Here is a 17,430-nt window from a genome sequence, read left to right on the forward strand (position 1 = left end):
CGGCCGGTGAGTGGATCGGTGTCGGGCGTTAGCGTGGATATGTGGACCTGCACGAGCTGATCGCCCGACTGCCGGACGGCGCCGTCATCACCGATCCCGACCGACTCGCCGGGTACCGGCAGGACTGGGCGAAGGACCCGGACGCCGGTACCCCGGCGGCGGTGGTGCGGGTTCGCCGCACCACCGAGGTGTCGGCGACCCTGCGGTGGGCGAACGAGCACCGGGTTCCGGTGGTACCCCGCGGGGCCGGCTCGGGACTGTCCGGTGGCGCGACCGCGCTGGACGGGGGGATCGTCCTGAGCACCGAGCTGATGCGGGATATCACCGTCGATCCGGTAACCCGGACCGCCGTGGTGCAGCCCGGACTGCTCAATGCCGAGGTCAAACGGGCCGCCGCCGCGCACGGGCTGTGGTATCCACCGGATCCGTCGTCGTTCGAGATGTGCTCGATCGGCGGTAACGCCGCCACCAACGCGGGCGGTCTGTGCTGTGTGAAATACGGTGTGACCACCGACTATGTGCTCGGCATGGAGGTGGTGCTGGCCGACGGCACCCCAGTGCGGTTGGGTGGGCCGCGATTGAAGGACTCGGCCGGGCTGCCGTTGACCAAGCTGTTCGTCGGCAGCGAGGGAACCCTCGGCGTGATCACCGAACTGACCCTGCGGTTGCTGCCCGCGCAGCCGCGGCAGAGCACCGTGGTGGCCTCCTTCCCGACTCTCATCGGGGCCACCGAGGCGATCCTCGCCATCACTGGCGCGTTGCGGCCGGCCATGCTCGAGTTCATGGACACCGTCGCCGTCAATGCCGTCGAGGACGAACTGCGGATGGGATTGGACCGCGGTGCGGCGGCGCTGCTGGTCGCCCGCTCCGACGCCCCCGGTGAGCATGCCGGGCATGAGGCCCGACTCATGGTCGAGGCCTGTGAGAAGTCCGGGGCGACAGAGGTTTTCCACACCGACGACCCGGAGGAAGGGGAGGCCTTCACCGCCGCCCGGCGTTTCGCGATCCCCGCGGTGGAACGGCTGGGTCCGCTCCTGCTGGAGGATATCGGGGTGCCGCTGCCCCGACTGGGCGATCTGGTCACCGGAATCGCCGATATCGCCGAACGCAACGACGTCATCATCTCGGTGATCGCGCACGCCGGCGACGGCAACACCCATCCGCTGATCGTGTACGACCCCATCGACCCCGATCAGACCGTCCGCGCGCACCGCGCGTTCGGCGAGATCATGGATCTGGCCATTGTATTCGGCGGCACCATTACCGGGGAACACGGTGTCGGCAGGCTCAAGAAGGCATGGCTGCCGGACCAGTTGGGGCCGGATGTCATGGAGCTGACCCGCCGCGTCAAGGATGCCCTCGACCCGCACGGCATCCTCAACCCGGGTGCCATCCTGTAACCGTCCGAACCGCTCGCCGACCAGGAGTCCCGACGTGACCACACGGATCGAACACAACACCGCCGATACCCGCTACGAGATCTATATCGACGACACCTTGGCCGGCTACGCCGATTACGCCGAGAACGCGGCCGACAAGGTGCGAAACTTCCACCACACCATGACCTTCCCCGAATTCCGGGGGCGAGGTGTCGCCGCCCAGGTGGTGGAGCATGCCCTGGACGATGCCCGCGCCGCGGGCTATACCGTCGTCCCCACCTGCTGGTATGTGGAGGAGTACATCGGCGCCCACCCGGAGTATGCCGATTTGGTACGCCGCTGAGCGTCAGCGGGTTTCGCGTGACCGTCTCCGGGAACGCAAGCGGGCCCGGTCATTCGGTTATTCGCACCTTCGCGTGAGGTAATGTGAGCCCACCTCGTTCCGAGGGGCGGAGGACCTGGTCCTCACTCCGCGCCCAGGAAGGAGGTGTGGGTCATGGGGAAACACCGTAAATCTACGGGTAGACACCGCAAGAAGAATGCCCCGGCCAACCGGGCTGCCGTCGTAGCCGGCATTGCCCTGGTGACCGGGGCGACCTTCGAGTTGGTCCGCTGGTTGCGGGTCAAGTGACCCACCGGGTGGGGCGTCGTAGCCGCGGCGCCTCACCCCCAGCATCACCGGAGTGACATGGCAGATAATACATGTGTACCCATGTATTCGGCAGACCCTGTTCAGCCCTTGAGCAGGGCGCGAGACATCACGACTCGCTGGACCTGGTTGGTGCCCTCGTAGATCTGGGTGATCTTGGCGTCGCGCATCATTCGCTCCACCGGGAAGTCGGTGGTGTAGCCCGCGCCGCCGAACAGCTGTACCGCGTTGGTGGTGACCTCCATCGCCACGTCCGAGGCGAAGCATTTGGCGGCCGCGGAGATGAAGCCCAGGTTGGGTTCGCCGCGTTCGGCCCGGGCGGCGGAGGTGTAGACCATCAGCCGGGCGGCTTCGATCTTCATCGCCATATCGGCCAGCATGAACTGGGTGTTCTGGAAGTCGGCGATGGACTGCCCGAACTGTTTGCGGTCCTTGGTGTAGGCGAGGGCGGCGTCGAGTGCGCCCTGGGCCAGACCCACCGCCTGCGCGCCGATGGTGGGGCGGGTGTGGTCGAGGGTCTGCAGGGCGGTCTTGAAACCGGTGCCCGGTTCGCCGATGATCCGGTCGCCCGGTACCCGGCAGTTCTCGAAGTACAACTCGGCGGTGGGGGAGCCCTTGATACCGAGTTTGTGTTCGAGCGGGCCGACCACGAAGCCCTCGTCGTCCTTGTGTACCAGGAACGCGGAGATACCGTTGGCACCCTTGTCGGGATCGGTCACGGCCATCACGGTGTACCAGGAGGATTTGCCGCCGTTGGTGATCCAGCACTTGGAGCCGTTGATGATCCAGTCGTCGCCATCGCGCTTGGCGCGGGTGCGCATGCTCGCGGCGTCGGAACCGGCCTCGCGCTCGGACAGCGCGTAGGAGGCCATCTCGCCGTTGACGATATCGGGCAGCACCTTCTGCTTCAGCTCTTCGGAGCCGTTGAGGATCATGCCCATAGTGCCGAGTTTGTTGACCGCCGGAATGAGCGAGGAGGAGCCGCAGGCCCGCGCGACCTCTTCGATCACGATGCAGGTCGCGACCGAGTCGGCGCCCTGGCCGCCATAGGTCTCCGGGATGTGCACGGCGTTGAAACCCGCGGCATTCAGTGCCGCGAGCGCTTCCTCGGGAAAGCGCGATTTCTCGTCCACGTCCTTGGCGTGGGGGGCGATCTCCTTCTCGGCCAGCCCGCGGATGGCCGAGCGGAGTTCCTCGTGGAAGTCCTCGAGCTTGAACAGGTCGAAATCGGGGTTTCCCGCCATCGGGGCACACTCCTGGGTCCGGTTGCTGCGCTGTACAGGTTCTCCAAAGTATCCGGCACTCGGTGCCGGCCATATGGCCACTATACGCCCGACCCTTCACCGGGATTGGTCATCCTTCTGACACCGAGTGCCAGCGTTGGCAGGGTATCGCTCACAGGGCGCCCAGCCGCTGATGCAGCAGATCGACGACCTGCCGGGGCGCCATATTCCGCGGAAAAACGGCTACGACCAGCTCCTCGTCACCGTCGCGCCGGTGGTCTCCCCGGGGAATGGCGGCCAGTTCGGCGCGCAGGTCGGCGGGGCCCGCCGCGGACTCGCCGCGCACCATCCGCCGCAGCAGGTAGTTGTGGGTCGCCGTCACCGCGGCGGTGAACTGCACCCGCGCCAGATCCGACGAGTCGGGCAGCCGATCGCGCAGATAGTCGGTGAACAGCCGCTCGTAGCGGAACACCGTGACGATCTCCCGGTCTCGCAGGGCGGGCACCCGCCGCACCACGTGATAACGCCGCACCGCGATCTCCCGCCACTGGGTGAACCGTTCGAAAACCTGCACCACGGCCTCGCAGACGGCGTCCCACGGATCGGCGTGCGGCAGGGCCAGGTATTCCGCCGCGGCGGCCAGCTGCGCCTCGTGATCGGCGAAGATCACGTCTTCCTTGGACCGGAACTGCCGGAAGAAGGTACGCCGCGAAATCCCGGCGGCCTCGGCGATCTCGTCCACCGAGGTCGCCTCATACCCCTGATCCGCGAATAACCGCAAGGCCTCGTCCACCACGGCCAGCCGAAACCGGACCGGTTGCGCACCGGCCCGAGAACGAGCGGTTCCTTCATTGCCCATGGCGCAACCGTAGCGAGTGTGCGCACCGGCCCGGCAGTATCGGTGTCGTGATCGGCCGGTTCGCGGACCCACACTGTGCGCTGGTACGTCATGGAAGCGCTTATCGGATGGGTGGTACGTGGGTTATGGCGGTGACGAGTTCGTCGGCCGGTTGCTCGTCCGGAGGCGCGCGTCCGGTGACGCTCGGCCGAGCCGACAGCGCGATCCCCGGTCGGACCCGCTACCGCGAACCGATGCGCCGCACAGGGTGATGACCTTGTGCCGAGGAGAAGGGATACGCCGGCGAAGGCCCCTCACCGGTGGTTACGCCGTATCGTTGTGCTCGCGGCGGGGTCGGTCTCGGCCCGTATGGCAGCGGATATCGTCGCCGTTCACCACGATGGCATCGTCATCGGTGAGCGCCCAGTGCGCGATCCCGCGCGCCCGATAGTGGGCGGCCAGCGCGTTCCCGGCGCCGGCGGGATCGGTGGGGGAGTCCACATGGGGGACGATCGGCCGGTCGACGAGTCCGAGTCCGTCCCACAACGGCTCCATACCGCAGGTCGGCGGCACCTCGGCCGGATCGTCGGCGGCTTCCAGACCGTGCAGGTCGGGGCACAGCAGGCAGGCGCCCGCGCTGTAACCGGCGTATACCAGCGTGTCCGCGGCGAGGAGCCGCGGGATGATCCGGTCCGCGCCGCTGCGGGCGAACTGGGCGCGCAGCACGAAGGTGTTCCCACCGCGCACCCAGACCAGCGGAAAACCGCTCAGCTGTCGTTCGAGTTCGGTGGGCCGTCCGATGTGGTCGCGCAGGTCGATCTCCCGGGGCGTGAACCCCAGCCGGCGCAGCGGCACCATTTCACTCGTCATGGCGCCGTCGCGTGCCCCCGGCCAGGCGTCACAGGCATTGCCGATCACCGCGACCGGGCCCGGCGCGCCCACCAGCGCGGCGAGCATGTCGTAGTGCGCGCCGAAGCGGTAGCTCGAGAGGAACAGCCGCATGGGTCAGATCGTGAACGCCAGTTTCCGGACCAACTGCCGGCCCAGATCGGAGTCGCCACGGAAACGGATCCGGCCGAGTTCGGAGTCGGCGGTCACCCGCCCGCCGCCGAGTCGCACCAGCAGGCCGGAATCCATTTCGATGGTGACGGTGGCGGGCCCGTCGAGTTCGTCGACATAGCGAGCTCGGCCGTCCACCCGGATGTTCAGGGTGCGGGCCAAGGGACCGGTGAGTTCGAAGACGATCCGCGAGCCTTCCGGCGCCTTCCCGCGTTTGACCAGCACCCGGGGCAGGGAGACTGCGAATTCCGCGAACGCCATCTCGCCACGTGGCCCGCCCTCGTCCGCCCGCACATCCAAGGTGTCGGCGATATCGAGTTCGTGCATCCAGCAGTCGAACAGCCGTACCTGCATGAAGCGCGCGTACGGGACCTCCCCTACCGGCGAGAGCGACGGCGCCGCCCACTGTTCGTCGCTCATGGCGGCCAACGCGTCCAACCGGCGCCGGGTGACCTCCCGGAACCGTTGCAACAGTTGCTCCCCGGACAGCGGACGCAGCCCTCGAACCCAGGTCTCGTTGAGCACCGCGATCTCGTTGCGCACGTGCGGCAGGCTCTGCACATCGACCTTCGACTGTTTCGGTTCCGGCGCCGGCGGTTGTTCGCCGAGCAGCAGTGATTCCGTGCCGACGATATGGGCGAGCACGTCGAACGCGGTCCAGCCCGGCAACGGTGACGGGGTGCGCCAGCGGTGCTCGTCGAGTCCGGTCAGCAGTTCGGTGAGGGCATCCCATTGGTCGGACAGCAGGGCGGTCATTTCGGCCCGATCCGGGGTGTCGGTCATCGAATTTCTTCTCCAGGGAGGTGTGGGGGTGTCCCCCGTGGCCGGTTCGCCGGCTACGGGGTCGCTTTCGGGTCGTCGAGCGCGGCCAGGCCTGCGCGGATGGTCGCGGCCGTGGTCTCGGCGTCGTGGAGGCGGCGCAGCAGGAAACCGGCGGCAAAACGCAGTGTGTCGCCGTGGCGGCGCGGGATGACGTGCAGGTGCACGTGGCCGACGGTCTGAAATGCGGCGGCGCCGTCGTTGAGGACGAGGTTGGCACCATCCGCGGCGGGTTCGCTGCGGCGGACGGCCTGGGCGAGTCGATGCCCGATGCGGAAGATATGCGCTCCGGTCTCGGCATCGAGGTCGTCGAGTTCGCGCGCGTGGCGTTTGGGGACCACCAGGGTGTGGCCGCGGGCGATGGGCCGGACGTCCAGGAAGGCGAAGACGGTCTCGTCCTCGTATACCTTGGTCGCCGGTGCGGTGCCTGCCACGATCCGGCAGAAGACGCAGTCGCTCACGATGCCGACCTTACGGCGTACGGGCGGAATGCGGCACCCCGAGCGGCATTGTTCTTCGCAGGTGAACTGTACCGGCCGGACCTCGTGTCCCGCCGGATGTGACGGACATCTCGGCTATGCTCACCGCCGGCCGGATACAGTTGCGAGGATTCCGGGCAAACCTACTCGCCAGTAAGTTCGGTAGCCGTGGTTCGGTGATGGAAGCACAGTAGGAGAAGGAAGTCAGACAAGTGGAGACAACGCAGACCGGAAGCGACCAGGGGTCGCACGGGGCGCGTGTCGGAGTCGTACGCGAGACCGCCGCAGACGAGCGGCGGGTCGCGTTGGTGCCGAAGATCATTCCCGCCCTGGTGAAACAGGGTGTGGAGGTAGTGGTCGAAGCAGGCGCCGGCCTGGGTGCCCTCCTCCCCGACACGGCCTATCAGCAGGCGGGCGCCACCATCGGCGACCCATGGCAGGCGGACGTGGTCGTCAAGGTGGCCCCGCCGAGCGCCGAGGAAGTGGCGAAACTGTCCTCCGGCCAGACCTTGATCGGGTTTTTGGCCCCCCGCAACGCCGACAACCGGATCGAGGCGCTGAAGGCCGCGGGGGTGCAGGCGTTCGCCGTGGAGTCGATTCCGCGGATCTCGCGGGCGCAGGTGATGGACGCGCTGTCGTCGCAGGCCAACGTCGCCGGCTACAAGGCGGTCCTGCTGGCCGCCTCGGAATCGACGCGGTTCTTCCCGATGCTCACCACCGCGGCGGGCACCGTGAAACCCGCGACGGTGCTGGTGCTCGGTGTCGGTGTGGCGGGCCTGCAGGCGCTGGCCACCGCCAAGCGGCTGGGCGGACGCACTACCGGCTACGACGTGCGGCCCGAGGTGGCCGACCAGGTGCGGTCGGTGGGCGCGCAGTGGCTGGATCTGGGTATCGACGCCGCCGGTGAGGGCGGGTACGCCCGGGAGCTCACCGAGGAGGAGAAGGCGCAACAGCAGCAGGCGCTCGAGGAGGCCATCAAGGGCTTCGACGTCGTCATCACCACCGCGCTGGTGCCGGGTCGTCCCGCGCCGCGGCTGGTGACCGCCGCCGCGGTGCAGGGGATGAAACCGGGCAGTGTGATCGTGGACCTGGCCGGGGAGACCGGCGGTAACTGCGAGCTGACCGAACCGGGGCAGACGGTGGTGAAACACGAGGTCACCATCGCTTCCCCGCTGAACCTGCCCGCGACTATGCCCGAGCACGCCAGCGAGCTGTATTCGAAGAATATCGCCGCGCTGCTGGAGCTGATGCTCTCCGAGGGCAGGCTCGCACCGGATTTCTCCGATCAGGTGCTGGCCGACGCGTGTGTCACCCGCTCCCCGGAGGCCACCCGTTCCGCGAACGACGCCGATGAGCCGGAGCCCGCCGCCGAACCGACGACCACAGGGGCCGAGTGATGTATACCGAGCTATTGGCGAATATCGCGATTCTGGTGCTCTCCGGGTTCGTGGGCTTCGCGGTGATCTCCAAGGTGCCCAACACCCTGCACACCCCGCTGATGTCAGGTACCAACGCCATTCACGGCATCGTGGTGCTGGGCGCGTTGGTGACCCTGGGCCGGATGGAGAATCCGTCGATCGGGGTGCAGATCATCCTGTTCGTGGCCCTGGTGTTCGGAACCCTGAACGTGATCGGTGGTTTCGTGGTGACCGACCGCATGCTGGGCATGTTCAAAGGCAAAACAGCCAAGACCGCCGCGAAGGCGAGCGCGTCGGAGAAGGCGGGCAGCTGAGCCATGGACAACCTGGTCAACATCCTCTACATCATCTCGTTCGCGCTGTTCATCTACGGTCTGATGGGTCTGACCGGTCCGAAGACCGCGGTGCGCGGCAACTGGATCGCCGCCGTCGGTATGGGCATCGCCGTGGTGGCGACCCTGATCGCGGTGCGCGATACCGGCAACTGGATTCTGATCGTCGCGGGCCTGCTGCTCGGCGTGGCACTGGGCGTGCCGCCCGCGCGGTTCACCAAGATGACCGCCATGCCGCAGCTGGTGGCGGCGTTCAACGGGGTCGGCGGCGGTACGGTCGCGCTGATCGCGTGGGCGGAATTCATCGACACCACGGGCTTCTCACAGTTCCAGCACGGTGAGGAGCCGACTGTCCACATCATCGTGGGCTCGCTGTTCGCCGCGATCATCGGCTCGGTGTCGTTCTGGGGTTCGCTGATCGCCTTCGGCAAACTGCAGGAGATCCTGCCCGGCAAGCCGATCGGGCTCGGCCGCGTGCAGCAGTTGGTGAACCTGCTGCTGTTGGCGGCGGCCATCGCGGCGGCCGTGGTGATCGGACTCGGCGCCGCCGATGGCGGGGTATCGCAGTGGTGGATGATCGGACTCCTGCTCGCCGCGGGTGTGCTGGGGCTCATGGTGGTGCTGCCGATCGGTGGCGCCGATATGCCCGTGGTCATCTCGCTGCTCAACGCGCTCACCGGACTCTCGGCCGCGGCCGCCGGGCTGGCGTTGAACAACACCGCGATGATCGTGGCCGGCATGATCGTCGGCGCGTCCGGCACCATCCTCACCAACCTGATGGCCAAGGCCATGAACCGGTCCATCCCGGCGATCGTCGCGGGTGGTTTCGGCGGTGGCGGTGGCGCCGCGGCCGCTGCCGGTGGGGAGCAGAAGCAGGCCAAGGCCACCTCCGCCGCGGACGCCGCCATCCAGATGGCCTACGCCAACCAGGTGATCGTGGTTCCCGGCTACGGTATGGCGGTCGCGCAGGCCCAGCACGCGGTCAAGGAGATGGCCGGCCTGCTCGAGGCCAAGGGGGTGGAGGTCAAATACGCCATCCACCCGGTCGCCGGCCGCATGCCCGGCCATATGAACGTGCTGCTGGCCGAGGCCGAGGTGTCCTATGACGCCATGAAGGAAATGGACGAGGTCAACGGCGAGTTCGCCCGCACCGACGTCGCCCTGGTGATCGGCGCCAACGATGTCACCAACCCGGCGGCCCGCGAGGACTCGGCGAGTCCGATCTACGGTATGCCGGTGCTCAATGTCGACCAGGCCAAGAGCGTGATCGTGCTGAAGCGGTCGATGAACTCCGGTTTCGCCGGTATCGACAATCCGCTGTTCTACGCCGACCACACTTCCATGCTGTTCGGCGACGCCAAGAAGTCCGTCGGTGAGGTCACCGAGGAACTCAAGGCGCTGTGAATCGGCGTGCGCCTCGGCCCTCCCGCCGCGACGGCCGGGAGGGCCGAGGCGTTCCACCGTTCGGACACCGGAAAATCTGTGGACGAGGCGGCGGTCGTACGCGGATCATGGTCGGCGATGTCGAAACCCCAAGAGCCGCTGCGGCTGGTCGAACTCGCTTCCCCCACCACCGATCCGTTCCACGATCTGGACTGGACCGTCGCACTCGATTCGTACACCTCACAGCGCGATGTCCTCGACATCCTGGCGGTATCCCCGTTCGCCCGCGGTATTCAGCCCTACTACCGCAAACTGCAGTTGGAGCGGGTGCGACCCGAGGCGCCGCTACGTCCGCCGGACTCGGAGATCGCCCGGCAGATCACCGAATCCGATACCTCCGCGATACTCGTGCTCGGAGACGGCTGGACCTTGCGTGCCGACCGCTGGTCGGACAAGTCGGCGCAGGTGGAGGTCGTGGCCGTCACCGACGACCTGGCCGAACGGATCGTCATCGAGGCGACCCGGGACGCGGTGGACGAGCCGGGCCCCGACGAGACCACCGTGAAGATGGGCTTCTGGCACCAGGACGACCAGGGTGCCCGCCGCCGTGTGCTGGATGTGAGCACACCGGAATGGGCCGAAATCCGCGGTAACTACGGCACCGCCGCGGCGCGCGCGCTGGACCGTCTGCTGGCCCTGCGCCCGGAGGACATCCGTGGTCGGCTCCTGTTGCTGCACGGGCCGCCCGGCACCGGGAAGACCACCGTATTGCGGGCGCTGGCCCGTTCCTGGTCGGCGTGGTGTCAGGTCGACTGTGTGCTCGACCCCGAGGTGCTGTTCGCCAAGCCCGGCTATCTGATGCGGGCCGCGATGGGTGTCGAGGGCGACGACGACCAGACGCCGAACCGTTGGCGGCTGCTGGTATTGGAGGATTGCGACGAGCTGATCCGCGGTGAGGCGAAGGCCTCGGCGGGGCAGGGGCTTTCCCGACTGCTCAACCTCACCGACGGCATGCTCGGACAGGGCCGCGATGTCCTGGTCGCCATCACCACCAACGAGGACCTGTCCCGGCTACACCCCGCCGTCACCCGTCCCGGCCGCTGCCTGGCCCAGTTGGAAATCGGCAAACTGTCCGCCGCCGAGGCCCACGCCTGGCTCGGCGACACCAGGGCCGCGATCCCATCCGACGGGGCCACCCTCGCGGAACTGGTCGCGCTGCGCAACGGCGTGGACGGTATCGCGGTGAACGTGGAGCGGACGGACGCCGGGATGTACCTGTAGGAGTGTCGCGGCCGGTGCGCCGGCATGGCCCGGTTCACCGGTGGTCGCCCGCCGGCGGGGCGACCACGCCCGCGCCCGCCGCACAGGCGGTCGCAATGACCAGGGGGACAACGAAGGTCGCGGTCAGGGGAACCAGGGCGGTGAGCCAGCCGATCACCGCGGGACCGGCGAGCAGGCCCAGGTAGCCCACACTGAACACCCGGGACATATCGGTGGCGGCGGTCGCGCCGCCGAGATTGCCCGCGGCGGTGAAGATCTGGGGTATGCCGCCCGCCAGTCCGAGACCGCACAGCGCCCATCCGGCCAGGGCCAGGGGCACCCAGGGCGAGACCATGATGAGCGCGAAACCGACCGCGGCGAGAGCGCATCCGTAGCGAACCACCGCGACCCGCCCGTATACGCCGCTCACCCGGTCGGCGGTGAACCGGCCTAGGGTCATCGTCACCGAGAACGCGCCGAACGCCAGGGCGGCCGTTGCCTCGTCGACACCTAGATGCTCGCGCATCTGCAATGTGCTCCAATCGTTGGCGACCCCCTCGGCCAGGAGCAGGCCGAACGCTATCGCGGCCAACACCAGGACCTTCGCCGACCGGCCGCCCCCGCCCCCGGCCGCCGGAGCATGCTCGACAGCGGCATGCGCGAGCAGGCGAGGCACACAGGCGGCGATGATCAACACGCCGCCCGCCCCGGCCAACCCCATCGTCACCGACGGACCCCAGCCGAGCCGAAGCGTTCCGGCGCCCACCAGCGAACCCAGCAGACCACCGCCGGAGAACAACGCGTGAAACGCCGACATAATGGGGCGCCGGTACTCCCGTTCCACGTGTACCGCCTGAGTGTTCATCGATACGTCGAGCGCGCCGTTGCCGAAACCGAAGGCGAACAGCGCTATTGCCAGGGTGACCGGTCCCTGGGCGAGCCCGGGCCCGAGCACGAAAACCGAGGCCGCAGCCCCCGCGCCGCCGACCAATGCCCGGCTGCCGAACCGGTCGGCCAGCGGCCCGGCCAGGCGCATGCCGATGATTCCGGCCCCCGCCATCAGCAGGATGAACATCCCCAACACCGAATGCGATACCCCGGTGCGTTCGGTGACGGCCGGAATATGGACCACCCACATGGCGAACAGGAAGCCGTTGAGCCCGAACACGGTGAATACGGCCGCCCGGGCCGTTCGCATCCGTCGGTCGATCGTCGAAAGGCTCACCGATTCGACGGTACCGGCCCGGGCGCCACGGTGGTCACCTTCCGCTCGGACGGGCTGCCACGGCGAGGAGGCCGAGTGCAGGATGCGATTCGCCGACCGTCTCGCCGGCCATTCGCGCCGGGGCTATCGTCGGGGAGTGGACGCCTTGGCCGGTTTATTGGAGGGGCCCCGGGCGCGGGGCGCGTTTCTGATGCGATCGGTGCTCACCCCGCCGTGGTCGCTGCGCATCCAGGACGAGGCGCCGCTGACCCTGGTGGCGATGGTCCGGGGCGGTGCCTGGGTCATCACCGATCCCGAGGAGCCCGACGGTGCCACACACCCGGCCCCGCGGCGGCTGAACGCCGGTGATGTGGCGGTTTTCCGGGGGCCGCGGCCGTACACGGTGGCCGACGACCCGGCCACCGAACCGCAGATCGTCATCCATCCGGGCCAGGTGACCACCACTCTGGACGGCGAAATCCTCTGCGAGACACTGAGTCTCGGGATCCGGGAATGGGGCAACGACCCCGACGGGGAGACCATGATGGTCACCGGGACCTACGAATCGGCGGGCGCGGTGAGCAGACGCCTGCTGCGGGCGCTGCCGCCGGTACTGGTGGTGCCGGGCGAGGACTGCGATGACCGACTGCTGGCGCTGCTGGTGGAGGAGGCGGCGAAGGACCGGCCCGCGCAGAGTGTCGTACTGGACCGGCTGCTCGACCTACTGTTGATCGCCACCCTGCGCACCTGGTTCGCCGGCAACGACGCGCCCGCCTGGTATCAGGCGTACGGTGATCCACTGGTCGGCAAGGCGCTGCGGCTGCTACAGCACAACCCGGCGCACAACTGGACCGTCGCCGATCTCGCGAGCGCGGTCGGCGCCTCTCGGGCGGCGCTGGCCCGGCGGTTCACCGAACTGGTCGGCGACCCGCCCATGGCCTTCCTCACGGAATGGCGGCTGGAGTTGGCCGCCGACCTGCTGCAGGGCTCCGACGCCACCGTCGAGGCGATCGCGCGCCAGGTCGGATACGGGAGCGCGTTCGCGCTGAGTACCGCTTTCAAACGGCATTTCGGGGTGAGTCCGCGCGATCACCGTCGCGGGAGCCCGGCCGCCTCGGTGGCGTCGGCTGGGTGACGGCAATGCCGGCCGCCGGCGCCGGTATCGTCGGCCGGGTGACGCAGCAGTACCCTGTGCTCTGGCCGATACCCACGCGGTGGGCCGACAACGACCACTACGGGCACGTGAACAACGTGACCTACTACGCGTATTTCGATACCGCGGTCAATGCCTGGCTCATGCACGCCACCGGCACCGATATCCGGGAACTGCCCGCCGTCGGGATCGTCGCGCAGACCTCGTGCCAGTTCCACGCCTCGCTCAGCTTCCCCGACAAACTTCAGGTCGGGCTGCGGATCGCGCGTCTGGGGCGGTCGAGTATCACCTACGATCTGGCGATCTTCCGGGAGACCGGTGGCACGGAACCGTTGGAGTTGGCTGCCACCGGGACGTTCGTCCACGTCTATGTGGACGCGGAAACCCGAAAGCCGGTGGGGATTCCGGACGTCATCCGAACTGCCGCCGAAGTGCTTGTGGTCGATGACGCGGGGGCGTAGGTGCAGTAATAGATATTCTGTCGACCGGAGGAACTCTTGCAGAGAGTTCGCGGGTATCGATCGGTTGTCCTGATACGGCGAGTGTTATCGGTCCATTGCCGGGTGAAAGCATCGTGTGAAGGGCTCCGTCAATTTTATATCGACAGTTTCGTTGCTTCCGCACATAACACACTGCGAGATCACGGCACATGCCGTCCGTCCCGTGACGGGCAGCAGCTCGTTCACGGCCAACGCAATGCGGGCCTGAGCGAGAAATGTGGCGGCTTCAGTGTCGTCTCGTCGAGCTGATCCTCTGTACCTTACTTTCTGGGACAATGGAATCGGTACTATTTTTTTCGGCCCTTTCGGTCGGGCTGTCGCGCGGCTTCGATGCGGACTTCGTCGATGGTGTCCCGAGGAATATATTCGATGATGTCCTCGCGGGACACGACCGCCAGTTTCCGCAGAATAGCGGCGATCTGCGCATCGATGGTCCTGATGGATTTCCCCCGGCGGGCGGCGATGGCGGGGTTGGTCCAGCCGGCCGCCGCCAGGACCGCGACATCTCGTTCGGCCTGGGTCAAATCGTGCCAGGCAGAGGCGGGCCCGACCTCGTCCAACCGATCGTCGGAGGAAGTTTCAACGGTCAAGGCGCCCAGGACGAGCCGTTCTGTCTCGTTGTACTCGGGGCGCAGACGCCTGCCGCGCGCTTCCGCCGCGGTGTATGCGTCGGGTCCCAGTACCCGATGGGCAACCGCGACGGCCTCGACGGTCTTCTCGGTAAAGGGGCCCATTGTATCGCCGGCCAGGCCGGATCTGTCGGCCATGGCCGCCGTTCCCCCCGTCAGATGGGCGATCTCGGTGGCAAGTGCCACCAACCTGGCACGGTCAGGGTTGTCGGCGGCGAGTAGATCGGCTACCAGACGAGCCAACGTCCAGATATAGAACTGCACGACCCACATCCCCACCCACCGGTCACCGACGGTGAGTTGATAGGCCAGCGAGGACCGCTCGAGCTCCAATGCCTCGACCGGGTCACCGTGCTGGGTCAGCGCGATCGCCTGGGTGAGCTCGGCCAATGATTTCTCCCGCAGTGTACCGGAAGTACCGACGCGGTCGTAGTACCGTTGGGCGATCTCATAGGATTGATCGGCGGTTCCCAGCAGGCCCGCAGTGAAGGCGGCATGCAGTTCGCTCATCGCTGCCGAGCCATGATTGTTCTCGGCAAGGAATTTGTCTCGGGCGCGCAGAAAAACCTCGACGGCATGAATGCCGTTGTGGATGAGCAGTAACTCTTCCCCCCATGCGTGTTCGACAGCGGCAGGAAGGCCGATATCCGTCTCGGCGGTGTTCCGCCAGTCCGCTCTGGTGTCCGGGTCATCGATGCAGGCGGCGACGCAGTCCTCGAGTATCCGCTCGGCCTCTTCCAGCCTGCCCTGAGTCAGAGTAAGTACGGCGATTGCGGCCATGCCCGCGATCTGGAGTTCGGTGGGGCGAGTGCCCGAAACCCGCGTCGCGTTCAGGCAGCGTTCGATCCAGTTGCGCGTTTCTCGTACCGACCCGTTGACGTAATTCTGCATGGCGAACAGGCCGATACCGAGCTCCAGACCGAGGTAGGCCCGATCAGGGGTGGTGAGGCTGTGTTCGAGCGCGATCAGGGTGTTGGCCCAGCTCGTTCGGACCCAGCTCATGAGGTTCTGTCCCTCCGAGACCGGCCAGTAGGTGGCGGCGTAACAGATCTTGTCCCGGTAATACCGCAAATGCCGATCGGCCAATACGGCGGGCTCGTCCATCCCGGCGTGGCTGCGTTGCCGCAGCCGGTCCTGGGCATACACCCGCAGGCTTTCCAGCAGGGCGTACCGCACCGTGGTCGATGTCCTGTGCACCGATACCAGCGCGTGATCGACGAGCCGGTCGAGCAGGTCCTCGATTTCGTCCCGGGCCAAGGCCACACCCACGTCGTTTCCGCCGTCGACCGACCCGTCGTCGTCGATCGACTCCTCATCGCCGCAGATGGCCTGGATGGCATCCAGATCGGCACCGACGTCCGCCGGCGCATCCGGATCGGCATCGTCGGAACCGGTGTGGTAGCCCGCGGCGAAGACCGACAGGCGGTCGAACAGCAGGCGCTCTTTTTCCGTACACAACTCATAAGACCAGGCGATGGCATCACCGACCCCGTAATGGCGGGGCTCGGCGCCCGCGCGAACGGTACGCGACCACCGCAGTCGGGTATCGTCGGCCCGTCCGGTGAGCCCGCTCAACACCAGCGCGGGCGGCTGATGTTGTAACCGTGCGGCCGCCAACTGGATGTAGAGGGGGTGATTGTGCAACCGGCGACAGATCTTGGCGGCGGTCCGCATCTGATCCCTGCCCGACAGCGGGTACCCGGTCAACTCGGCGCGGCGTCGGAACAGCAGCGATGCCTGCTGGTCGGTCAGCGGCGGCACCGGGACGAGGTGCTCGTCGACCCAGCCGATCGGCTCACGGCTGGTGGCCAGCACGGTCAACTCCGGTACCACCTCGAGCAGGTCGGCGATCACATGCGCGACGCCGGTGAGCACGTGTTCGCAGTTGTCGAGCACCAACACGGTGCGCGGTGCCTGCCCGGTCGGTCCGGTGCGGGTGAAGGCATCTACGAGGGCATCCCAGGTCGAGCGCCCGGAGAAGTCGCCGTCGATCACCGCATGAGCGATCTCCTCCTCCACCGCGGTGGTCCCCGACCGCCTGGGCAGACGCGCGAGCCGTACCCAGAACACGAACGACTGCCCGACAGACCCCCGACGATAGTCACGGACGACCTCGGCGGCCAGTCGGGTCTTTCCGATTCCACCCGGCCCGGTCAGGGTTATCAACCGGGCCGTACCCAGCAGCAGCGTCCTGATTTCCTGCAACTCCCGCTCCCGACCCACGAAGGTGAGGTCGGGTGCCGGCAGACCCCCGACACGGCCTCTCGGCGGTGCTTCCACGATAGAAAGAATATCGCGTTACCAGGGCCTGTCGTTCTCGCCTGTACCCGACCCGACAAGACCGCAGCGAACATCCAGCTGCGGACCGCGCCACCACGGACCGTATCGACAGCCACAGTCACCGAGACGGCGGGTTCACCAACACCTGACAGGGTGATGTATGCGCACGAGGAGCACTACCAGGCCGGCTGGACCGCATGGCCGAACAGACCCCGCCCACAGCAGCACAACCAACGCAAACCTGCAATCCGTGCGGGAGACCGATCGACCACCGACACCTCGACCGAACGCTCGGGCAACGTGACGAGCAGGCCGAAGCCCTCGCAGACCTCGGACGGTGCCTACCCACCGAACCGAATTGCGGTCTGGCTCACGGCCGCCATTGCCACCAAGCCCCCGCCCCCTCCACCGGCACGGCTGTGCGGGCATCGAATCGCCATTGACCCGGAACCATCGGAATCCGAGAGGGAAGCCCAGTGCAGTTCGTGATGCTCCGCACCGGCATCAAGGTGGTATTACCGGCAGTCGGCACCGGTGAGGCGGCACTCATCCAGTGGACGGCAACCCGGCCGGCAGGAACCGAAGTGAGGACTTCCCGGCGGTCGGCCGGAATGGATTGATCTGAAATATACAAGAAGGGAACCGCATGCCTGTAGCGCTGCACAAGCGGGGGGCCGACGTCAACACGGGAGACAACCGGCCCACTGTGGTCACCGCAGACGATCCCGGCGACGACCGTATTCACACAAGCCGATAACACCGCTCGATCGACGATGCCGCCCCGCACTCCACGGAGGCGGCTGTCGTTGTGTCCCGATGGTTGCA

Annotated in this window: 16 protein-coding genes; 9 read left to right on the forward strand and 7 right to left on the reverse strand. The window is 67.2% G+C overall.

The genetic code is table 11. The features are described from left to right. Window positions 1-41 precede the first annotated feature (41 nt). The 3 genes from ON20_RS05135 to ON20_RS39790 all read left to right on the forward strand — a co-directional run bounded on the left by ON20_RS05135 (window position 42) and on the right by ON20_RS39790 (window position 2,010). The gene (locus tag ON20_RS05135) at window positions 42-1,400 is read left to right on the forward strand and encodes an FAD-binding oxidoreductase (protein WP_040833780.1); all 1,359 of its coding nucleotides are present in this window, start codon (window positions 42-44) and stop codon (window positions 1,398-1,400) included. Next, window positions 1,387-1,722, forward strand: a complete 336-nt coding sequence (locus ON20_RS05140; RefSeq protein WP_438803380.1) for a GNAT family N-acetyltransferase — start codon at window positions 1,387-1,389, stop codon at window positions 1,720-1,722. Before ON20_RS05135 ends, ON20_RS05140 begins: the two co-directional genes overlap by 14 nt. Before the next feature lie 153 nt (window positions 1,723-1,875). Beyond that, window positions 1,876-2,010 (forward strand): hypothetical protein, encoded by a 135-nt coding sequence (locus ON20_RS39790; protein WP_281032841.1) that lies wholly within the window; start codon window positions 1,876-1,878, stop codon window positions 2,008-2,010. Window positions 2,011-2,111: 101 nt separating this feature from the next. Here ON20_RS39790 and ON20_RS05145 read toward each other — a convergent pair whose 3' ends face one another. The 5 genes from ON20_RS05145 to ON20_RS05165 all read right to left on the reverse strand — a co-directional run bounded on the left by ON20_RS05145 (window position 2,112) and on the right by ON20_RS05165 (window position 6,428). Beyond that, window positions 2,112-3,272: an acyl-CoA dehydrogenase gene (locus tag ON20_RS05145; RefSeq protein WP_040833782.1), complete on the reverse strand. Its 1,161-nt coding sequence runs from the start codon at window positions 3,270-3,272 to the stop codon at window positions 2,112-2,114. Between the two features lie 151 nt (window positions 3,273-3,423). After that, window positions 3,424-4,110, reverse strand: coding sequence for a TetR/AcrR family transcriptional regulator (locus tag ON20_RS05150; RefSeq protein ID WP_040833783.1), 687 nt, complete (start codon window positions 4,108-4,110; stop codon window positions 3,424-3,426). Between the two features lie 303 nt (window positions 4,111-4,413). Further along, window positions 4,414-5,091 (reverse strand): Type 1 glutamine amidotransferase-like domain-containing protein, encoded by a 678-nt coding sequence (locus ON20_RS05155; protein ID WP_051161674.1) that lies wholly within the window; start codon window positions 5,089-5,091, stop codon window positions 4,414-4,416. A gap of 3 nt (window positions 5,092-5,094) precedes the next feature. Then, window positions 5,095-5,931, reverse strand: coding sequence for a maleylpyruvate isomerase family mycothiol-dependent enzyme (locus tag ON20_RS05160; protein ID WP_051161676.1), 837 nt, complete (start codon window positions 5,929-5,931; stop codon window positions 5,095-5,097). Window positions 5,932-5,984: 53 nt separating this feature from the next. Beyond that, window positions 5,985-6,428 (reverse strand): HIT family protein, encoded by a 444-nt coding sequence (locus tag ON20_RS05165; RefSeq protein ID WP_051161678.1) that lies wholly within the window; start codon window positions 6,426-6,428, stop codon window positions 5,985-5,987. Window positions 6,429-6,658: 230 nt separating this feature from the next. Here ON20_RS05165 and ON20_RS05170 point away from each other — a divergent pair, with 230 nt between their 5' ends. The 4 genes from ON20_RS05170 (at window position 6,659) to ON20_RS05185 (ending at window position 10,860) form a co-directional block, all read left to right on the forward strand. Next, window positions 6,659-7,843: a Re/Si-specific NAD(P)(+) transhydrogenase subunit alpha gene (locus ON20_RS05170; RefSeq protein ID WP_245547064.1), complete on the forward strand. Its 1,185-nt coding sequence runs from the start codon at window positions 6,659-6,661 to the stop codon at window positions 7,841-7,843. Next, window positions 7,843-8,178 (forward strand): NAD(P) transhydrogenase subunit alpha part 2, encoded by a 336-nt coding sequence (locus tag ON20_RS05175; RefSeq protein ID WP_040833786.1) that lies wholly within the window; start codon window positions 7,843-7,845, stop codon window positions 8,176-8,178. Before ON20_RS05170 ends, ON20_RS05175 begins: the two co-directional genes overlap by 1 nt. Window positions 8,179-8,181: 3 nt before the next feature. Beyond that, the gene (locus ON20_RS05180; RefSeq protein WP_040833787.1) at window positions 8,182-9,600 is read left to right on the forward strand and encodes an NAD(P)(+) transhydrogenase (Re/Si-specific) subunit beta; all 1,419 of its coding nucleotides are present in this window, start codon (window positions 8,182-8,184) and stop codon (window positions 9,598-9,600) included. Between the two features lie 117 nt (window positions 9,601-9,717). Continuing rightward, complete coding sequence (locus ON20_RS05185) at window positions 9,718-10,860, forward strand: DUF5925 domain-containing protein (RefSeq protein ID WP_040833840.1); 1,143 nt, start codon at window positions 9,718-9,720, stop codon at window positions 10,858-10,860. A 34-nt stretch (window positions 10,861-10,894) separates the two neighbouring features. Here ON20_RS05185 and ON20_RS05190 read toward each other — a convergent pair whose 3' ends face one another. Further along, window positions 10,895-12,037, reverse strand: a complete 1,143-nt coding sequence (locus ON20_RS05190; RefSeq protein WP_040833788.1) for an MFS transporter — start codon at window positions 12,035-12,037, stop codon at window positions 10,895-10,897. 163 nt (window positions 12,038-12,200) lie between these two features. On the opposite strand from ON20_RS05190, the gene ON20_RS05195 reads away from it, so the two are divergent. Both ON20_RS05195 and ON20_RS05200 read left to right on the forward strand, forming a co-directional pair. Further along, window positions 12,201-13,178: an AraC family transcriptional regulator gene (locus tag ON20_RS05195; protein ID WP_040833841.1), complete on the forward strand. Its 978-nt coding sequence runs from the start codon at window positions 12,201-12,203 to the stop codon at window positions 13,176-13,178. Between the two features lie 5 nt (window positions 13,179-13,183). Then, the gene (locus tag ON20_RS05200; protein WP_051161679.1) at window positions 13,184-13,657 is read left to right on the forward strand and encodes an acyl-CoA thioesterase; all 474 of its coding nucleotides are present in this window, start codon (window positions 13,184-13,186) and stop codon (window positions 13,655-13,657) included. A 326-nt stretch (window positions 13,658-13,983) separates the two neighbouring features. Here the strand turns inward: ON20_RS05200 and ON20_RS05205 are convergent, their stop codons facing one another. Further along, window positions 13,984-16,605: a helix-turn-helix transcriptional regulator gene (locus ON20_RS05205; RefSeq protein ID WP_040833789.1), complete on the reverse strand. Its 2,622-nt coding sequence runs from the start codon at window positions 16,603-16,605 to the stop codon at window positions 13,984-13,986. Window positions 16,606-17,430 lie beyond the last annotated feature (825 nt).

Origin of the sequence: Nocardia brevicatena NBRC 12119 (assembly GCF_000308495.1) — a bacterium.
Taxonomy (GTDB): domain Bacteria; phylum Actinomycetota; class Actinomycetes; order Mycobacteriales; family Mycobacteriaceae; genus Nocardia; species Nocardia brevicatena.

What these genes read in the sequence shown, in the direction of transcription:
- ON20_RS05145 (WP_040833782.1), bottom strand. Translation starts at nt 3,272, where the DNA reads ATGGCGGGAAACCCCGATTTCGACCTGTTCAAGCTCGAGGACTTCCAC.
- ON20_RS05200 (WP_051161679.1), top strand. Translation starts at nt 13,184, where the DNA reads ATGCCGGCCGCCGGCGCCGGTATCGTCGGCCGGGTGACGCAGCAGTAC.
- ON20_RS05180 (WP_040833787.1), top strand. Translation starts at nt 8,182, where the DNA reads ATGGACAACCTGGTCAACATCCTCTACATCATCTCGTTCGCGCTGTTC.
- ON20_RS05190 (WP_040833788.1), bottom strand. Translation starts at nt 12,037, where the DNA reads ATGCGAACGGCCCGGGCGGCCGTATTCACCGTGTTCGGGCTCAACGGC.
- ON20_RS05175 (WP_040833786.1), top strand. Translation starts at nt 7,843, where the DNA reads ATGTATACCGAGCTATTGGCGAATATCGCGATTCTGGTGCTCTCCGGG.
- ON20_RS39790 (WP_281032841.1), top strand. Translation starts at nt 1,876, where the DNA reads ATGGGGAAACACCGTAAATCTACGGGTAGACACCGCAAGAAGAATGCC.
- ON20_RS05160 (WP_051161676.1), bottom strand. Translation starts at nt 5,931, where the DNA reads ATGACCGACACCCCGGATCGGGCCGAAATGACCGCCCTGCTGTCCGAC.
- ON20_RS05185 (WP_040833840.1), top strand. Translation starts at nt 9,718, where the DNA reads ATGTCGAAACCCCAAGAGCCGCTGCGGCTGGTCGAACTCGCTTCCCCC.
- ON20_RS05155 (WP_051161674.1), bottom strand. Translation starts at nt 5,091, where the DNA reads ATGCGGCTGTTCCTCTCGAGCTACCGCTTCGGCGCGCACTACGACATG.
- ON20_RS05150 (WP_040833783.1), bottom strand. Translation starts at nt 4,110, where the DNA reads ATGGGCAATGAAGGAACCGCTCGTTCTCGGGCCGGTGCGCAACCGGTC.